The organism is Thiohalorhabdus sp. (genome assembly GCF_036628635.1).
In the GTDB taxonomy this organism is placed as follows: Bacteria; Pseudomonadota; Gammaproteobacteria; order Thiohalorhabdales; family Thiohalorhabdaceae; genus Thiohalorhabdus.
In genome coordinates, this window is the sequence record NZ_JAZKRM010000011.1 from 18,547 (window position 1) to 32,269 (window position 13,723).

Genomic DNA, 13,723 nt, shown 5'->3' on the forward strand with positions numbered 1-13,723 from the left:
GGTTTCAGCTGGTCAACCGGCGCCGGGGCGGCGCAAAATGGGAATTAGGGGCGGAGACCCGCCCCAGGGTGCAACGACGGCAACCGGAGGTCTCATGAAGGCGTCGGATCTGCTCGTCAAGGCCCTCGAGCGCGAAGGCATCGACTACGTCTTCGGCGTACCCGGAGAGGAGAATGCCGACTTTGTCCAGTCGCTGGCATCCTCCACGCGGATAAGGCTGGTGCTCACCCGCCAGGAGCAGGGGGCAGCCTTCATGGCCGAGGCCTACGGCAAGCTGACCGGGAACCCGGCGGTGTGCCTGGGCACGCTGGGGCCCGGCGCCACCAACCTGACCACCGGCGTCGCCGATGCCAACATGGACCACGCCCCCATGCTGGTGCTCACCGGTCAGGGCGCGACAACCCGCCAGCACAAGGAAAGCCATCAGGTCATGGATGTGGTGCGCATGTACCGGCCCATCACCAAATGGGCACAGGCGGTACAGCACCCGGACAGCATCCCCGAAATGGTTCGCAAGGCGGTGCGCACCGCGCGGGGCGAAAAGCCGGGGGCGGTGCATCTGGAGCTGGCCGAGGACGTGGCCAAGATGGAGGCCTCCAAGCAGCCCCTGGAGCCGCGCCGTTTCCGCCGTCCGGGCGCCGATGACAAGGTCGCGGATCAGGCCTTTGAGCTCATCCGCAGCGCCGCTTCGCCGATCATCATCGCCGGCAACGGCGCGGTGCGGAAGCGGGCATCGAACCAGCTACGCCGGCTGGCCGAGCGCACGGGCATCCCCGTCACCACCACCTTTATGGGCAAGGGCGCGGTGGACTACACCGCCGACTATGCCCTCTACACCATCGGTCTGGGCCAGTGGGACCACGTCGCCGACGCCGTCCTGGACGCGGACCTGGTCATCACCGTGGGCTACGATCTGGTGGAGTACCCGCCCCGGTTGTGGAATCCGGATGCCGGCGAGACCATCATCCACATCGATTTCGAGCCCGCCGAGATCGATCGCGAGTATCATCCCCACGTGGAGCTCGTGGGCGACATCGCCCACGCTTTGTGGCAGCTCGACCGGCGCTTCGAGCGCGACGGCGTGCCCAACTTCGATTTCACGGCCCAGAAGGCGGCCCGTGCCCGCATGCAGGCCGATCTCGAAGAGCACGCCGGGGATGACACGGAAGGCACCATTCGGCCCCAGAAGGCGATATGGGACGTGCGCCAGGCCCTCGGGCCCGAGGACATCGTGCTCTCCGGGGTGGGCGCCCACAAGATGTGGGTGGGCCGTCACTACCACTGCCATTCGCCCAATACCTGCCTGATTCCCAACGGCTTCTGCTCCATGGGCATGCCCCTGGCGGGTGCCATCGGTGCCTCCCTGGTGGCCGACGGCCGCAAGGTGGTGGGCATCGCCGGGGACGGCGATTTCCTGATGAATCTTCAGGAGATGGAAACCGCCAGCCGGCTGGGCGCCGACATCGTCATGCTGGTTTGGGAGGACGACCGCTACGGCCTCATCGCCTGGAAACAGGACGAGCAGTTCGGCAGCCATACCGACCTGGCCTTCGACAACCCCGAATGGCTGGGACTTGCCCAGTGCTTCGGCTGGCACGGCCAGTACGTGGCCAACGCCCGCGATCTGCGTCCGGCCCTGGATGCAGCCCTGGCCCACGACGGGCCGTCGCTGGTGGTCATACCGGTAGACTACAGCGAGAACATGAAGCTGTCGAAGCGTTTGGGGGTTTTCACGGGGGAGTGAGCTTTCCGAGCAGGGGTTGGGTACGACTGGCCCCCTTAATCTCCTTGCTCCTGCCCGACCCGACTTATGGGTGGAAGGTTGGGGAAGTCAGGATTCATTGTGTCCGCCGGGGCCCGCGGTTACCCTGCGGGCACAGGGGGATAGCCACGGCCGGCAAGGGGTCCAGCTTATGCAAGCCAATGGCGACGTGCCCCACGGCTTTTACCGGACAATACTCGACCACCTCCGGGATGTCGTTTTCCAGACGGATGCCGAAGGACGTTGGGAATTCCTCAACCCCGCCTGGACCGATATAACCGGCTTCGAGGTCGCACCTACCCTAGGCCGGTCATTTCTCGACTTTATCCACCCCGATGACCGCGATTGCCTGTTGGCCGAGTTTCAATCCTTAGCCGGCGGGGAAAAGGCTGTCTGCCACTATGAGACCCGTTATCTAACCAGCGAGGGCGGCCACCGCTGGATGGCCCTCCACGCACGGCGCATTGCGGGCAACCACGGCGAAATGGCCGGGGTTCTGGGCACCCTCACCGACATCACGGCGCGCAAGGAGCTGGAAGCGACCCTTAACAGGGAGAAGGAGCGGGCCCAGACCACCCTCCGATCCATTGGGGACGGGGTGATTGTCACCGAAGCGAACGGCCGCATCCAGCTCCTAAATCCCCAGGCCGAGCGTCTTCTGGGATGGTCGGCGGGCGCCGCCAGGGGGCGCCTCTTGGCCGAGGTGTTCCGAGTGACGGACGAGGCCGGTCAGCCCGTTTTGACCGAGCCGTCCGAGTGCCCGTCGGACCGGGTTACCGGCCAAGGCTCGGGGGTCAACGCCTGGCTGGACCGGGCGGAAGGGGAGCAGATGGCGGTGGAATGGTCCGCGGCCCCGGTGGCCGCCTTGGGGGAGGAGGAGCCCGGTTGCGTCGTGGTCTTCCGGAATGTGACCGCACAGCGCACCCTGCAGCAGCAGCTTGCCTATCAGGCTACCCACGACGTCCTTACCGGCCTGCTTAATCGCGCCGCCTTGCAGGAGGCCATTGCCCACGAAGCGGCAAGGGCCGAGCGAAACGGCCACTCCTTTAGCCTGATCCTGCTGGACCTGGACCGCTTCAAGATGGCCAACGACAAATACGGCCACAACGCCGGCGACCGCGTTTTGGAGGCGATGGCCGAACGCATCCCGCGGCAAATGCGGGAAGCCGACTGGTTCGGGCGCTGGGGCGGCGAGGAGTTCCTGTGCCTTCTCCCCGGGGCAGGGAGCGAGCAAGCCGTGCGCATCGCGGAACGGCTCCGGACGGACATTATGGACCACCCGGTACCGCTGGAGGAGAACGCCATTCCCGTTACTGCCAGCTTCGGGGTGGCCACTTTCCCCGAGGATGCCCAGTCTACCGAGGACCTGATCCGTATCGCTGACACCCGTCTCTACGAGGCCAAGCGTGCCGGCCGCAATCGGGTGGAGGCCGGGTGGTAGGAGGACAGGTTGATTCTGCCCAGGAGTGGCCGGCTCCAGCGGGCGCTTGATGAGGACCGGGTCCTGCCCGCCTACCAGCCCGTCGTGAATTTGGACACCGGTGAAGAGGTGGCAGAGGAGGACCTTTCCTGCCTACTGGAGGCGAACGGCGAGGTCCTGCCGGTCGGCCGGTTCATCGAGGGGGGCCTGGTGACTGAGCGGTCGACGCCCTAACCCGGCAGGGTCACCCTGCCGGGCCAATTCCTCAACTTTCCGGGGTTTAGCCCCAGATGTCGTCGGTTACGCCGGCGAACCAGCCGCGGCTATAGCGCGCCTCCCGCATGCGGAAGAAGTCACCGGCGCCGCTGGGGCTGACGCCGCCGGCGCCTTCCACCCCCCGGATCTTGCCGTCTTCGAAGTGATACACCGCGGCCACGCTGATGCCGTAGTCCGGACCCACCAGGCTGTAGCAGGTGTTCACCAGGGACGGCTCGGGAACCTTCTGGCCACGTAGCTCGGAGACAATGGCAGCGGCCGTCATCTTGCCCTGGTTGTTGGCGGCGAAGGCCGACTTCGGCATGGCCCCGGCGATGGAGGCATCGCCGATGACGTGGACGCCGGGTTGGACGCTGGACTCGAAGGTACGCTGGTCCACCGGGCACCACCCGGTTTCATCGGTAAGGCCCATGTCCCGGGCGATCTTGCCGGCCCGCTGCGGGGGAATGACATTGAGCACGTCGACATCGTGCTCCTCGAAGCCTTCCCGGGTAGCGACCACCCGGTTCCCGGGATCCACCCGGTGGATGACACCACCCTCGGAGCCGGGCACCCATTCGATCATGTCGCCGTAGAGCTCGGCCCAGCCCTCCTCGAACAGGCCCTGCTTGGAGAAGCCGTCCTTGGCGTCGAGGACTAGTACTTTGGAGCGGGGCTTGTTCTCTTTGAGGTAGTGGGCGACCAGGCTGGCGCGTTCGTAGGGACCGGGCGGGCACCGGAACGGATTCGTTGGCGGGCAAATGGCCACGGTGCCGCCGTCGTCCATAGCCTCCAGCTGGCGGCGGAGGATGCGGTACTGTTTACCGCCTGCCCAGGCGTGGGGCACCTGCTCGGTGTCCTCGGGCCCCATGCCGCTGACGTCCTCCCAACGGAAGTCGATGCCCGGCGAGATCACCAGGCGGTCGAAGGACAGCTTGCCGTTCTCGGCGAGCCGGGCCTCGCCTTTGTCGCTGTCCCACCGGGTAACGGTATCCTGGACGATCTTGACGCCATGCTCTTTCTGCAAGGCGTCGAAGCCCTGGCGCGTGCGTTCAAACTCCCGGAAACCGCCGAGATACCAGTTGGCGCCGAAGCAGGTGTGGTACACCGGGTCCTTCTCCACAAGGGTGACCTCGACGGAGGGGTCAAACTTGCGCAGGTATTTGGCGGTGGTGGCTCCTCCGGGGCCGCCTCCGACAACTACCACCCGCTTGCCGGTCGCACCACCGGCCCTGGAGGCACGGATGCCACCACCGAGGCCAACAGCCAGCCCGGTAGCACCGGTGGCCTTCAGAACATTACGGCGGGACCAGCGAATGCTGTTAAAGCGCTGGGTAGCCATGGTTTGCCCCCTTTAGTTCAGATCGGCGATGTGGCTGGCAATGGCCCGGATCTCAGCGTCCGAATAGGCGGCCGCGTGGCGGTTCATGACCGTAGCGTCGGAGTCCGGGTCGTCGCGGTACGAGGTCATCGAGTTGATCAGCCCCTGCTCGGTGTAGTCCTGAATCGAAGGCATCTCACCGGGTCCCTGGCCCTTGCTGCCGTGACAGCTCAGGCAGTTGTTGGCCATGATCTGCCCCTTGGAAATCTGCTCGGCCTGTGCCTGGGGCAAGGCCAGCAGGCCGACGGCGAGAATGGATAGGCCTGCCCATTTTCCTGTCATGGTTGCCTCCTCCGGATGGGGCCACCCGTCGGGCGGGATGGCGTGACGGACCCACGTAATCCCCTGTGTTCAAAGTGACACGGCTTGTACCTCTGTTAAAGAGAGCAATTAAGGGGAGGTGGGGCGCCGTGCAGGACGGGGCAATCCGGCTGGAAGCGAGCGGCGGGTGCCTTCCGAGGTTCGTCCGCCGGCCTCGGTCTCCTCCCGGGGGCACAGGGGTGGACTTGGGGTCCGCTCGCTTCAGGGCGGGAATTCGTCTCTAGCCCGCCATTCCCTGGGGCTCCAGCGCCCGCTCTACTCCGGGGTTGACCTCCATGCCCTCGCGGGAGGCCTCCAGGGCGGGACACTCGCCCAGGTCCACCGGGGTCATGTCCGTCCACCGAGTCAGGACGTAGACGAAGGGATCCACCACCGTGCGCCGTTCGGCCAACGGGTAGCGCCCCGCTTCCATGCCGTCCCCCAGGAGCTCGTATAGGTCGGGCATCCGGGCATCCGGGCATCCGGGCATCCGGGCATCCGGGCATCCGGGCATGCGCGGTAGCGCGGACGGTGTCGTGCTCGGCCTCGTCCGGATGGAAGCGTTGGGGCGCGAAATGGGGGCCGTAGGCGAAAGCGTGCATTTCCGTGGCTAGGAAGGCTAGCCACTGGTTGATGGCGTAGCGCTTGTCGGCGTCCGTGCCGCCCAGTTCCGCCCCGGGGTAGGCCTCGGTGATCCCGTTGAGGTTGGCGGGGACCCCGGTCAGGATCCGGCCGTCGTCCCCGGACCAGGGCGGGGACTTTGCCCAGCGGGTGGATTACCAGATAGTCAGAGGGATAACCACAAAGGCCCTGATCGCAATTGGCGTCGGTATTGCCGCAGCGCTGGTGGGATTTCGTTACTGGATCTATCACCATCCCCCCTTTCGGCTGCGCGGCGGGGAGCCGGGCTCGGCCACTCCCGCAGACTACGGCCTGCCCTTTGAGGCGATCACTATCGCCAGCGATGGCTCCCGCCTGGCTGCCTGGTGGGTGCCCGCCCCGCCCAGTCACCCCTCCGGAAAGGCCGTCCTGATCTGTCACGGCAACCGCGAGACCCTGTCGGGCTGGGCGGGCCCCGTGGCCTACCTGCATGGTGCCGGCCACGCGTTTTTGGTATTCGACTACAGCGGCTTCGGGGCCAGCACCGGCCGGGCGACGCCCCGCCGGCTGGGCCGGGATTGCCGGGCCGCCTTCGCCGAGCTTCGGGGCTGGGCCACAGCGCAGACGGAGCTGTACATGCTGGGGTATTCCCTGGGCACCGGGGTCCTGTTAGAGAGCCTGGCCCGGGAAGGGCCCGAGACCGCGGGCACGATCCTGGTGTCGCCCCACGCCGACATGCGCACCCTGATCCTGCACAGCCGCGACAACGAGGTGGTGCCCGCTAGCGCTGTCCGGGCCCTGGCGGAGGCGGCCGGGAAGGGGGCCGTGCTGAGGGAGATTACGGGCTGGTCGCATGGGGATTTCTTCCGTCGGCCGGATTCGGCTTACTGGGATGTGGTTCCGGAGTTTATCGGCTAACCGTAACGGGGTAGCGATGGTTATTTTAAGACGGGCCCGTGCCTTGGTCGCTCGGGAGGGGCTAGCCTGTCCGGTACGATCTACGCTGGCGGCGGCCGGGGGCTTCCTCCTGCTCATGGGGTGCACCACGGTCTTGGAGGAACCCGCGCCCGAAGGTGAGGCCCGGCCGGTCTTCCTGCTCGACCACGGCCGCCATGCCACGCTGGTGCTGGTCCGGCCCGACGGCGGCCTGGTGCGGTACGCCTACGGCGACTGGGCCTACTACGGGTGTAATCGCACGGGCTTCGGCCGCGCAGCGGCGGCGCTACTGTGGCCCACCCGGGCGGGGCTGGGCCGGCGCGAGCTAGCCGGACCGGCCGCCCCGGAAGGGGTGCGCTCGGCGGTGAATGTACCGATTCAGGCCCTGCATACGGTGGTCGTCGCGCGCAAACGCTCCGCCGCCCTCCAGGGGCGGCTCGACAGGGTTTTCTGGGAAGCCGATTCCACCCGGCACCTCAACCGGTGGTATGATCTGGTCTTCGTCCCCCACCCGGACACTTATCACCTGTTCCGCAACTCCAACAGGCGGGTGGCTGCCTGGCTAAAGGAGCTTGGGGTAGCGGTCCGGGGGCCGGCGATATGGTCGAGCTGGCGTGTTGACGAACAGTGACCAGGTCGGCCCAGCCGCCCCGGGTAGCCCCATCCGGCCCAGTGGCACCCAATCCGGTGCGGCCCCGGCGGCCGGCAAGGAGGCAGCGATGTTCAAGGTGCGAATCGGCGACGCTGAGCCCGTGGATGTGGCCACGTTGCGGCTGGGATGGCGGGCCATCGCGGACGGCTACGCCGGGCTGCCCCCCGAAAAGGCCCTGACCTGGAGCATCGAGGCCTTCGACGGCAGCTTCCACCGGGAGACCCTGACCCGGGACGACTGGGAGGAGCGCTTCCCCGGGCCCCTGGCCTTCTCCCGGTTCCTGAGCGACGGCGACTGGAGGGACAGCGGCCGGTCTTAGGCCGGGTCCCCGAAACTCGAGACGAAAAGCCCCCTGAAGCCCTTGAAGCCTCAAGCCCTCGCCTTTGATCTGGACGGTACCCTCTGGTCCTGTGACGATGTCATCAAGCGGGCCGAGGGGGCCCTCTACGCCTGGCTGAAGCGCCATCACCCCCTCATCACAGAGGCCTACGACCGGGAGGCTATGCGGGTGGTCCGGCGGGATCTGGCCCGGCGCCATCCCGAGCTGGCCGCCGACGTCACCGCGCTGCGCCGGGCCAGCCTGGAATGGCATGCCCGAGAGGCTGGCTATGACCCCGGTCTGGCCGAGACCGGATTGGCGGTCTTCCTGGCCGAGCGTCATCAGGTGACACCCTACGCCGACGCCCGCCCCGCCCTGGAGCGCCTGGCCGGGGCGTTCCCCCTGGTGGCGCTGACCAATGGCAACGCCGACGTGCGGCAGACCGAGCTGGGCGATCTGTTCCATCATTTCCTAACCGCCGCCGACGTCGGTGCCGCCAAGCCGGACCCCGCCCTGTTTCATGCAGCCTGCCGGGATATGGGCGTCCAGCCCTGGGACATGGTCCACATCGGGGACGACCCCGTCCGCGACATCCACGCCGCCCATCATTTCGGAGCCCGTACGGTGTGGATCAACCGCGAGGGCGGCGAATGGCCGGCCGACGTGCGGCGGGCGCACCACGAGATCGTCAGCCTGGCGGAGTTGCCGGAAGCTCTGGGCCTCGAGGCCGGGGACGGGGGTGCGCGGTAGCCGGCCCCTGCAGTCGCTTCCTCCTTGGCGAGCGGCAGCCTGCCTAGGGGAAGCCTGCAGCAGGTCCCTCAGTGCCGGCCAGACATTGGCCAGGATGCGGGCGTGGCCGTCGGCGTTGGGATGGATGCCATCGGCCTGCATGTGCTCCCGACGTTCGCCCACGCCAGAGAGCAGGCGGGGCACAAGAGCGGCGTCACGGCTTTCCGCCACCTCGCGATACACCTTGGTGAAGGCCTCGGTATAGGCCGGCCCGTAGTTGGGCGGCAGCCGGATTCCGAGCAGCAGGACGCGGGCGCCGGCGTCCCGCGAAAGGTTGATCATCTCCTCGAGGTTGGCCCGCATGGCAGACAGCGGCTGGCCGCGCAGGCCGTCATTGCCGCCGAGCTGGATGACCACCACCGTGGGCCGGTGCTCGGCCAGGGCGTCGGGGAGGCGGGCCAGGCCACCGCTGGTGGTGTCGCCCCCGACGCTGGCGTTGACGACTTGGTGCGGGAAGCCCCGATCGTCCAACCGCTGGCGCAGGCGGTCCACCCAGCCGTCTTCCACCGCCACCCCGTGGGCGGCGCTGATGCTGTCGCCCACGACCAGGATAACGGGGGCGGCGGGTGCCGGTGACGCGGCGACCATGAGCACGACAGCCAGGAGCAGGCGCATGAAGCAGTCCTCCCAACCGGTTTTGCGGACCTCGGATCTGGGGAGCCGGGTGGCCGGCCCCGCGGGAACGCTAACCATTGTGGACGGTGTCGAGCTCGCGGTCGCCCCGGGCGAGGCGGTGGCGGTCCTGGGGCCCTCGGGCGCTGGCAAGTCCACCCTGCTGGGCCTGCTTGCCGGCCTGGACGCGCCCAGCAGCGGTGATGTCCGGCTGTTCGGCCACTGGCTGGGGGTCTTGGACGAGGACGGCCGCGCCGCTCTGCGCGCCGGCCGGGTGGGCTTCGTGTTCCAGTCCTTCCAGCTGGTTCCTGGCCTGACCGCCCTGGAGAACGTCATGCTGCCGCTGGAGCTGGCCGACCGCAGCGGTGTCCGGGCCACCGCCCGGGCTGCCCTGGACCAGGTCGGCCTGGGCCAGCGCGCCGGTCATCTGCCGGGCCAGCTCTCCGGCGGCGAGCAGCAGCGGGTGGCCATGGCGCGGGCGTTCGCCCCGGATCCCGAGCTGTTGTTCGCGGACGAGCCCACCGGCAACCTGGATGGCCGCACCGGAGCGGCGGTCATCGACCAGTTGTTCGCCCTGCGCGCCGAGCGCGGCAGCACCCTGGTGCTGGTGACCCACGATGAGGCGGTGGCCGCCCGCTGCGACCGGCGCCTGCGCATGGTGGACGGCACCCTGGAAACGGCCGGGTGAAGGCCCTGCGTTTCGCCCTCCGCGCCCTGCCGCGCGATCTCCGGGGCCGGGAGATGCGGGTGGTGGCGGCAGCCCTGGTGGTGGCGGTGGCGGCGCTGTCGGCGGTGGGCTTCTTTGCCGATCGCGTCGAGCGGGTCCTGGCCCAGCGTGCTACCAGCCTACTTGGGGCCAATTTGGTGGTGGAGGCCGACCGGGAGCTGGGCGAGTCCTGGCGCGCCCGGGCGCGAGGGCTGGACCTGCGCACCGCCGAATACGTCACCTTCCCCAGCGTGATTGTCGCCGACGACGCCACCGAGCTGGTCGCGGTCAAGGCGGTGGGGCCCGACTACCCCCTGCGCGGAGAGGTCCGGCTGAGCGATGCCCCTTACGGCACCGGGGAGGTGGCCGCGGGCCCACCGGAGCGGGGCAGCTTGTGGCTGGATCCGCGCCTGTTCACCCGCCTAAACCTGGCGGTGGGCGATGCCGTCCCCCTGGGCGAGGCCGAGCTAGTGGTGGCCGCCTCCCTGGCCCACGAGCCCGATCGTAGCGGCGCCCTGTTCCAGATGGCGCCGCGGGTTATGATCCACCGCGCCGGCCTGGCCGCAACCGGGCTGATCAGCGACGCCAGCCGGGTCAGCCACCACCTGCTGTTGGCGGGTCCGGAAGCGGCGGTGGCAACCTTCCGGTCCTGGGCCGAGGCAAGGGGCGGGGAAGGGGTCGAGGTCCAAGGGGTGGGCGATGCCCGTCCCGAGATGCGGGCGGCCCTGGAGCGGGCCGGCACGTTCCTGGGGCTAGCCGCGGTGCTGGCGGTTCTCCTGGCCGGGGCCGCCGTGGCCGTGGCGGTGCATGCCCTGAGCGCCCGCGAGGCCGATACCTCCGCCCTCATGCGCTGTTTCGGGGCGCCGCTGCGGCTGGTTGTGAGATCGCTGCTGCTGCGCCTGCTGCTGGTGGGCCTGCTCGCCAGCGCCACCGGAGTGGCCCTGGGATGGCTGGCCCAGAGCGGCCTGGTTGCCCTGGTGGGGGCCTGGTTCGGCGACGAGCTGCCGGGGCCTTCCCTCGTTCCCGTGGCTACCGGCCTGGTGGCCGGCGTGGTCACCCTGGCCGGTTTCGGGCTGGTGCCGGTCCTGCGCATACGGCGAGTTCCGGTGATACGCGTGCTGCGGCGTGAGCCGACGGCCCCAGAGCCCTCGGCCGTGGCCGCGGCGGCCCTGGCGGTGGCGGCGATCGCCGGTCTGGTGATCCATCAGGCCGGCGATCTCGCCCTGGCTGGCTGGGTGGTGGCGGGTACCCTGGGGCTGCTGGCGGCACTGGCCGCTGCCTCCTGGGGTCTGGTGCGTGCCGCCGGACGCTTCCGGGGCCGGGCGGTGAGCGGCTGGCGGTTCGGGCTGGCCAACCTGGCCCGGCGCCGTCGGGCGAGCACGGTGCAAATGGTGGGCTTCGGCCTGGGGCTGCTGGCCCTGCTCTTGCTGGCGGTGGTGCGGGTGGACGTCCTGCGCGCTTGGGAGGCAGAGATCCCGCCCCAGGCGCCTAACCAGTTCATGATCAATATCCAGCCGGACCAGCTCGCGGGTGTCCAGGAGGGGCTCAAGGAGGCTGGTGTCGATCCGGAGGGCTTTTACCCCATGGCGCGGGGCCGCCTGGTGGCCGTCGACGGCGAATCCGTCGCCCCCGAGGATTTCCCCGAAGGCCGGGCCAGGCGCCTGGCCGAGCGCGAGTTCAACCTGTCCTGGGCCGATCGACCCCGCCCGGACTACGAGATCGCTGCCGGCGCCTGGTGGGCGGAGGCCGAAGCCGGGACGGCCGGTGAATGGTCGGTGGAGACCGGCATCGCGGAGACCCTGGGGATCGCCGTGGGCGATGAGCTCACCTTCCGCGTCGCCGGCGAGCAGGTCCGCGGCACGGTGACCAATCTGCGGGAGGTGGACTGGACCAGCTTCCGGGTCAACTTCTTCGTCATCGGCAACCCCGGGTTGATGGCCAATGCACCGGCCACCTGGATCACCAGCTACTGGGCGTCGCCGGAGCGCGCCGGCGCGATTGCCGAGGTGGTCCGGACCCATCCGGGGGTTACGGTGATCGATGTGCGCGAGATCCTCAATCGGGTGCGCGGGATCATCGCCCAGGGCAGCAGGGCAGTGGAGTACGTGTTCGGGTTCTCTCTTCTCGCCGGCATCCTGGTGTTGGCGGCGGCCGTCCAGGCCAGCCGCGACGAGCGCCGGGTGGAGACGGCCCTGCTGCGCACCCTGGGCGCCAGCCGCCGGCGGCTGCGTGCCATCCAGGCCGCCGAGTTCGCCGGCCTGGGTCTGCTGGCCGGCCTGATCGCTGCCAGCGGGGCCGCCGCCATCGGCTGGGCGATTACCGATCAGGTCCTGGGTCTGCCCTACCGCTTCAACGTCTGGCTGTTCGTGCTCGGCATGGGCGGCGGGGGGGCGGGCATCACAATAGCGGGGCTGATGGCCACGCGGCGGCTGCGCGAGGAGCGGCCACTGGCCGTTCTGCGCGGCGGCTGAGGGCGGTACCAGGATCCTTGCCAAGGAAAAGCCCAAGGAGGCAGGCATGTGGGCGCGACATGGTTTTAGCGGCGTTTTGGGGGAACTGGCGTTGGCCCTGGCCGGGATGCTGGCGGCCGGGGCATCGGCGGCCGGGGCACCGGCGGCCGGGGCATCGGCGGCCGGATCGCCTGCCTTCGATGCCCGCCTGAGCGGCTACGGCTACCCCTTCGAGGTGCGGCACTACGGTTTCCGGGCCCAGGAGCAGGACCTGGAGATGGCCTACATGGACGTCCAGGCCCCGGAGCGGAACGGTCATACCGTGCTGTTGCTCCACGGCAAGAACTTTTCCGGCGCCTACTGGGGTCGCACCATCGAGGCCCTGACTGATGCCGGCTACCGGGTGATCGCCCCGGACCAGATCGGCTTCGGCAAGTCCAACAAGCCCAGCGGCTTCCAGTACAGCTTCCACGCCCTGGCCAGCCATACCCGCCGGCTTTTGGACCATCGGGACGTCGAAGAAGTGAGGGTGGTTGGCCATTCCATGGGCGGCATGCTGGCGGCGCGCTTCGCCCTGATGCATCCCGAGGTAACCGAGCGGCTGACCCTGGTCAATCCCATTGGTCTGGAGGACTGGAAGGCCAAGGGGGTGCCCTATACCCCCGTGGGCGAGCGTTACCGGTCGGAGCTGGACAAGACGCCCGAAGGGGTCAAGGCCTACATGCGGGGCAGCTATTTCGGCGGCGAATGGCAGCCAGCCTACGACCCACTAGTGACCATCCAGTCCGGATGGATCCGGGGCCCCGACTGGGACCGTCTGGCCTGGGTCTCGGCGCTTGCCTACGACATGATCTTTACCCAGCCGGTGGTCCACGAATTCCCGCGGCTCGATGTGCCCACCCAGCTGATCATCGGCCAGCGCGACCGCACGGCGCTGGGCACTGACAAGGTGGCTGACGACCTCGCGGCGGCCTTGGGCGATTACCCCGCGCTAGGACGCCAGGCCGCCGAGCGCATCCCGGACGCCCGGCTGGTGGCCCTAGAAGGCGTCGGCCACGTGCCTCATTTCGAGGCGTGGGACCGCTTCATCGAATCCCTCACCGGATTCCTGGAAGGGGCTCAGTAGCGGGGCAGGGCGGGATCGATCCGGTCGGACCAGGCGTCGATGCCGCCGGCCAGGTTGCGGACGTTGGTGTAGCCCTGGTGGCGCAGGAAGCGGGTGACCTGCATGCTACGCACGCCGTGGTGGCACATCACCACCAGCTGGCGGTCGGCGGGGAGCTCGTCCAGACGGGCCGGAATCTCGCCCATGGGGATATGGACGGCGTCCTCCAGGGCGCACACGGCGAGCTCGCGCGGCTCGCGAACGTCCAGGACCACCGGCGGCGGCACCGCCTGGCGCAGGCGGGCGAGGGTGTCGACGTCGATCTCTATGGTATCGGGATGCATGGCAATTCCGCTTATGGTTAAAGGTTCCCCACTACGGGACCCGATCCGGTCCGGAAAAGTTCAACCGGGGGATGGCCGCTCCTTTTGCTCTC

At 68.7% G+C, this 13,723-nt stretch carries 14 protein-coding genes and 1 pseudogene; 10 read left to right on the forward strand and 5 right to left on the reverse strand.

The window, feature by feature from the left end; all coding sequences use genetic code 11:
- Positions 1 to 94 precede the first annotated feature (94 nt).
- The 3 genes from V5A19_RS05410 (at position 95) to V5A19_RS05420 (ending at position 3,416) form a co-directional block, all read left to right on the forward strand.
- Positions 95 to 1,744, forward strand: a complete 1,650-nt coding sequence (locus V5A19_RS05410) for an acetolactate synthase large subunit (protein WP_332318281.1) — start codon at positions 95 to 97, stop codon at positions 1,742 to 1,744.
- A 169-nt stretch (positions 1,745 to 1,913) separates the two neighbouring features.
- Positions 1,914 to 3,203: a sensor domain-containing diguanylate cyclase gene (locus V5A19_RS05415; RefSeq protein ID WP_332318280.1), complete on the forward strand. Its 1,290-nt coding sequence runs from the start codon at positions 1,914 to 1,916 to the stop codon at positions 3,201 to 3,203.
- A 9-nt stretch (positions 3,204 to 3,212) separates the two neighbouring features.
- Positions 3,213 to 3,416 (forward strand): hypothetical protein, encoded by a 204-nt coding sequence (locus tag V5A19_RS05420; protein ID WP_332318279.1) that lies wholly within the window; start codon positions 3,213 to 3,215, stop codon positions 3,414 to 3,416.
- Between the two features lie 46 nt (positions 3,417 to 3,462).
- On the opposite strand, the gene V5A19_RS05425 is transcribed toward V5A19_RS05420, so the two are convergent.
- The 3 genes from V5A19_RS05425 to V5A19_RS05435 all read right to left on the reverse strand — a co-directional run bounded on the left by V5A19_RS05425 (position 3,463) and on the right by V5A19_RS05435 (position 5,584).
- A complete protein-coding gene (locus V5A19_RS05425) occupies positions 3,463 to 4,779 on the reverse strand; it encodes an FCSD flavin-binding domain-containing protein (RefSeq protein WP_332318278.1) in 1,317 nt (438 codons plus the stop codon).
- A 12-nt stretch (positions 4,780 to 4,791) separates the two neighbouring features.
- On the reverse strand, positions 4,792 to 5,100 hold the full coding sequence (locus V5A19_RS05430) for a c-type cytochrome (protein ID WP_332318277.1): 309 nt from the start codon (positions 5,098 to 5,100) through the stop codon (positions 4,792 to 4,794).
- A 259-nt stretch (positions 5,101 to 5,359) separates the two neighbouring features.
- A complete protein-coding gene (locus V5A19_RS05435) occupies positions 5,360 to 5,584 on the reverse strand; it encodes a hypothetical protein (RefSeq protein ID WP_332318276.1) in 225 nt (74 codons plus the stop codon).
- A 305-nt stretch (positions 5,585 to 5,889) separates the two neighbouring features.
- On the opposite strand from V5A19_RS05435, the gene V5A19_RS05440 reads away from it, so the two are divergent.
- The 4 genes from V5A19_RS05440 (at position 5,890) to V5A19_RS05455 (ending at position 8,375) form a co-directional block, all read left to right on the forward strand.
- Positions 5,890 to 6,636 (forward strand): alpha/beta hydrolase, encoded by a 747-nt coding sequence (locus V5A19_RS05440; protein ID WP_332318275.1) that lies wholly within the window; start codon positions 5,890 to 5,892, stop codon positions 6,634 to 6,636.
- Between the two features lie 16 nt (positions 6,637 to 6,652).
- On the forward strand, positions 6,653 to 7,285 hold the full coding sequence (locus tag V5A19_RS05445) for a hypothetical protein (RefSeq protein ID WP_332318274.1): 633 nt from the start codon (positions 6,653 to 6,655) through the stop codon (positions 7,283 to 7,285).
- Between the two features lie 88 nt (positions 7,286 to 7,373).
- Positions 7,374 to 7,625, forward strand: coding sequence for a hypothetical protein (locus V5A19_RS05450; protein WP_332318273.1), 252 nt, complete (start codon positions 7,374 to 7,376; stop codon positions 7,623 to 7,625).
- Between the two features lie 42 nt (positions 7,626 to 7,667).
- A complete protein-coding gene (locus tag V5A19_RS05455) occupies positions 7,668 to 8,375 on the forward strand; it encodes an HAD family hydrolase (RefSeq protein WP_332318272.1) in 708 nt (235 codons plus the stop codon).
- A gap of 57 nt (positions 8,376 to 8,432) precedes the next feature.
- Here V5A19_RS05455 and V5A19_RS14310 read toward each other — a convergent pair.
- A pseudogene (locus V5A19_RS14310) lies at positions 8,433 to 9,029 on the reverse strand (arylesterase); the annotation flags it as partial.
- Between V5A19_RS14310 and V5A19_RS05465 the strand changes: the two are divergent.
- Genes V5A19_RS05465 through V5A19_RS05475 form a run of 3 tightly spaced genes read left to right on the forward strand, consistent with a single transcriptional unit; the run spans position 9,028 to position 13,308 of the window.
- Positions 9,028 to 9,714, forward strand: coding sequence for an ABC transporter ATP-binding protein (locus tag V5A19_RS05465; protein ID WP_332318270.1), 687 nt, complete (start codon positions 9,028 to 9,030; stop codon positions 9,712 to 9,714). The pseudogene V5A19_RS14310 and the gene V5A19_RS05465 overlap by 2 nt on opposite strands.
- Positions 9,711 to 12,203 (forward strand): ABC transporter permease, encoded by a 2,493-nt coding sequence (locus tag V5A19_RS05470; RefSeq protein ID WP_332318269.1) that lies wholly within the window; start codon positions 9,711 to 9,713, stop codon positions 12,201 to 12,203. The genes V5A19_RS05465 and V5A19_RS05470 overlap by 4 nt, the downstream gene beginning before the upstream one ends.
- A gap of 46 nt (positions 12,204 to 12,249) precedes the next feature.
- Positions 12,250 to 13,308 carry an alpha/beta fold hydrolase gene (locus tag V5A19_RS05475; RefSeq protein WP_332318268.1) on the forward strand — a complete coding sequence of 353 codons (1,059 nt, stop codon included), beginning with the start codon at positions 12,250 to 12,252 and terminating at the stop codon, positions 13,306 to 13,308.
- On the opposite strand, the gene V5A19_RS05480 is transcribed toward V5A19_RS05475, so the two are convergent.
- The gene (locus V5A19_RS05480) at positions 13,302 to 13,631 is read right to left on the reverse strand and encodes a rhodanese-like domain-containing protein (protein WP_332318267.1); all 330 of its coding nucleotides are present in this window, start codon (positions 13,629 to 13,631) and stop codon (positions 13,302 to 13,304) included. The two genes, V5A19_RS05475 and V5A19_RS05480, sit on opposite strands and share 7 nt — an antisense overlap.
- Between the last annotated feature and the right edge of the window lie 92 nt (positions 13,632 to 13,723).

What these genes read in the sequence shown, in the direction of transcription:
- V5A19_RS05410 (WP_332318281.1), top strand. Translation starts at nt 95, where the DNA reads ATGAAGGCGTCGGATCTGCTCGTCAAGGCCCTCGAGCGCGAAGGCATC.
- V5A19_RS05415 (WP_332318280.1), top strand. Translation starts at nt 1,914, where the DNA reads ATGCAAGCCAATGGCGACGTGCCCCACGGCTTTTACCGGACAATACTC.
- V5A19_RS05425 (WP_332318278.1), bottom strand. Translation starts at nt 4,779, where the DNA reads ATGGCTACCCAGCGCTTTAACAGCATTCGCTGGTCCCGCCGTAATGTT.
- V5A19_RS05430 (WP_332318277.1), bottom strand. Translation starts at nt 5,100, where the DNA reads ATGACAGGAAAATGGGCAGGCCTATCCATTCTCGCCGTCGGCCTGCTG.
- V5A19_RS05435 (WP_332318276.1), bottom strand. Translation starts at nt 5,584, where the DNA reads ATGCCCGACCTATACGAGCTCCTGGGGGACGGCATGGAAGCGGGGCGC.
- V5A19_RS05445 (WP_332318274.1), top strand. Translation starts at nt 6,653, where the DNA reads ATGGTTATTTTAAGACGGGCCCGTGCCTTGGTCGCTCGGGAGGGGCTA.
- V5A19_RS05450 (WP_332318273.1), top strand. Translation starts at nt 7,374, where the DNA reads ATGTTCAAGGTGCGAATCGGCGACGCTGAGCCCGTGGATGTGGCCACG.
- V5A19_RS05465 (WP_332318270.1), top strand. Translation starts at nt 9,028, where the DNA reads ATGAAGCAGTCCTCCCAACCGGTTTTGCGGACCTCGGATCTGGGGAGC.
- V5A19_RS05475 (WP_332318268.1), top strand. Translation starts at nt 12,250, where the DNA reads ATGTGGGCGCGACATGGTTTTAGCGGCGTTTTGGGGGAACTGGCGTTG.
- V5A19_RS05480 (WP_332318267.1), bottom strand. Translation starts at nt 13,631, where the DNA reads ATGCATCCCGATACCATAGAGATCGACGTCGACACCCTCGCCCGCCTG.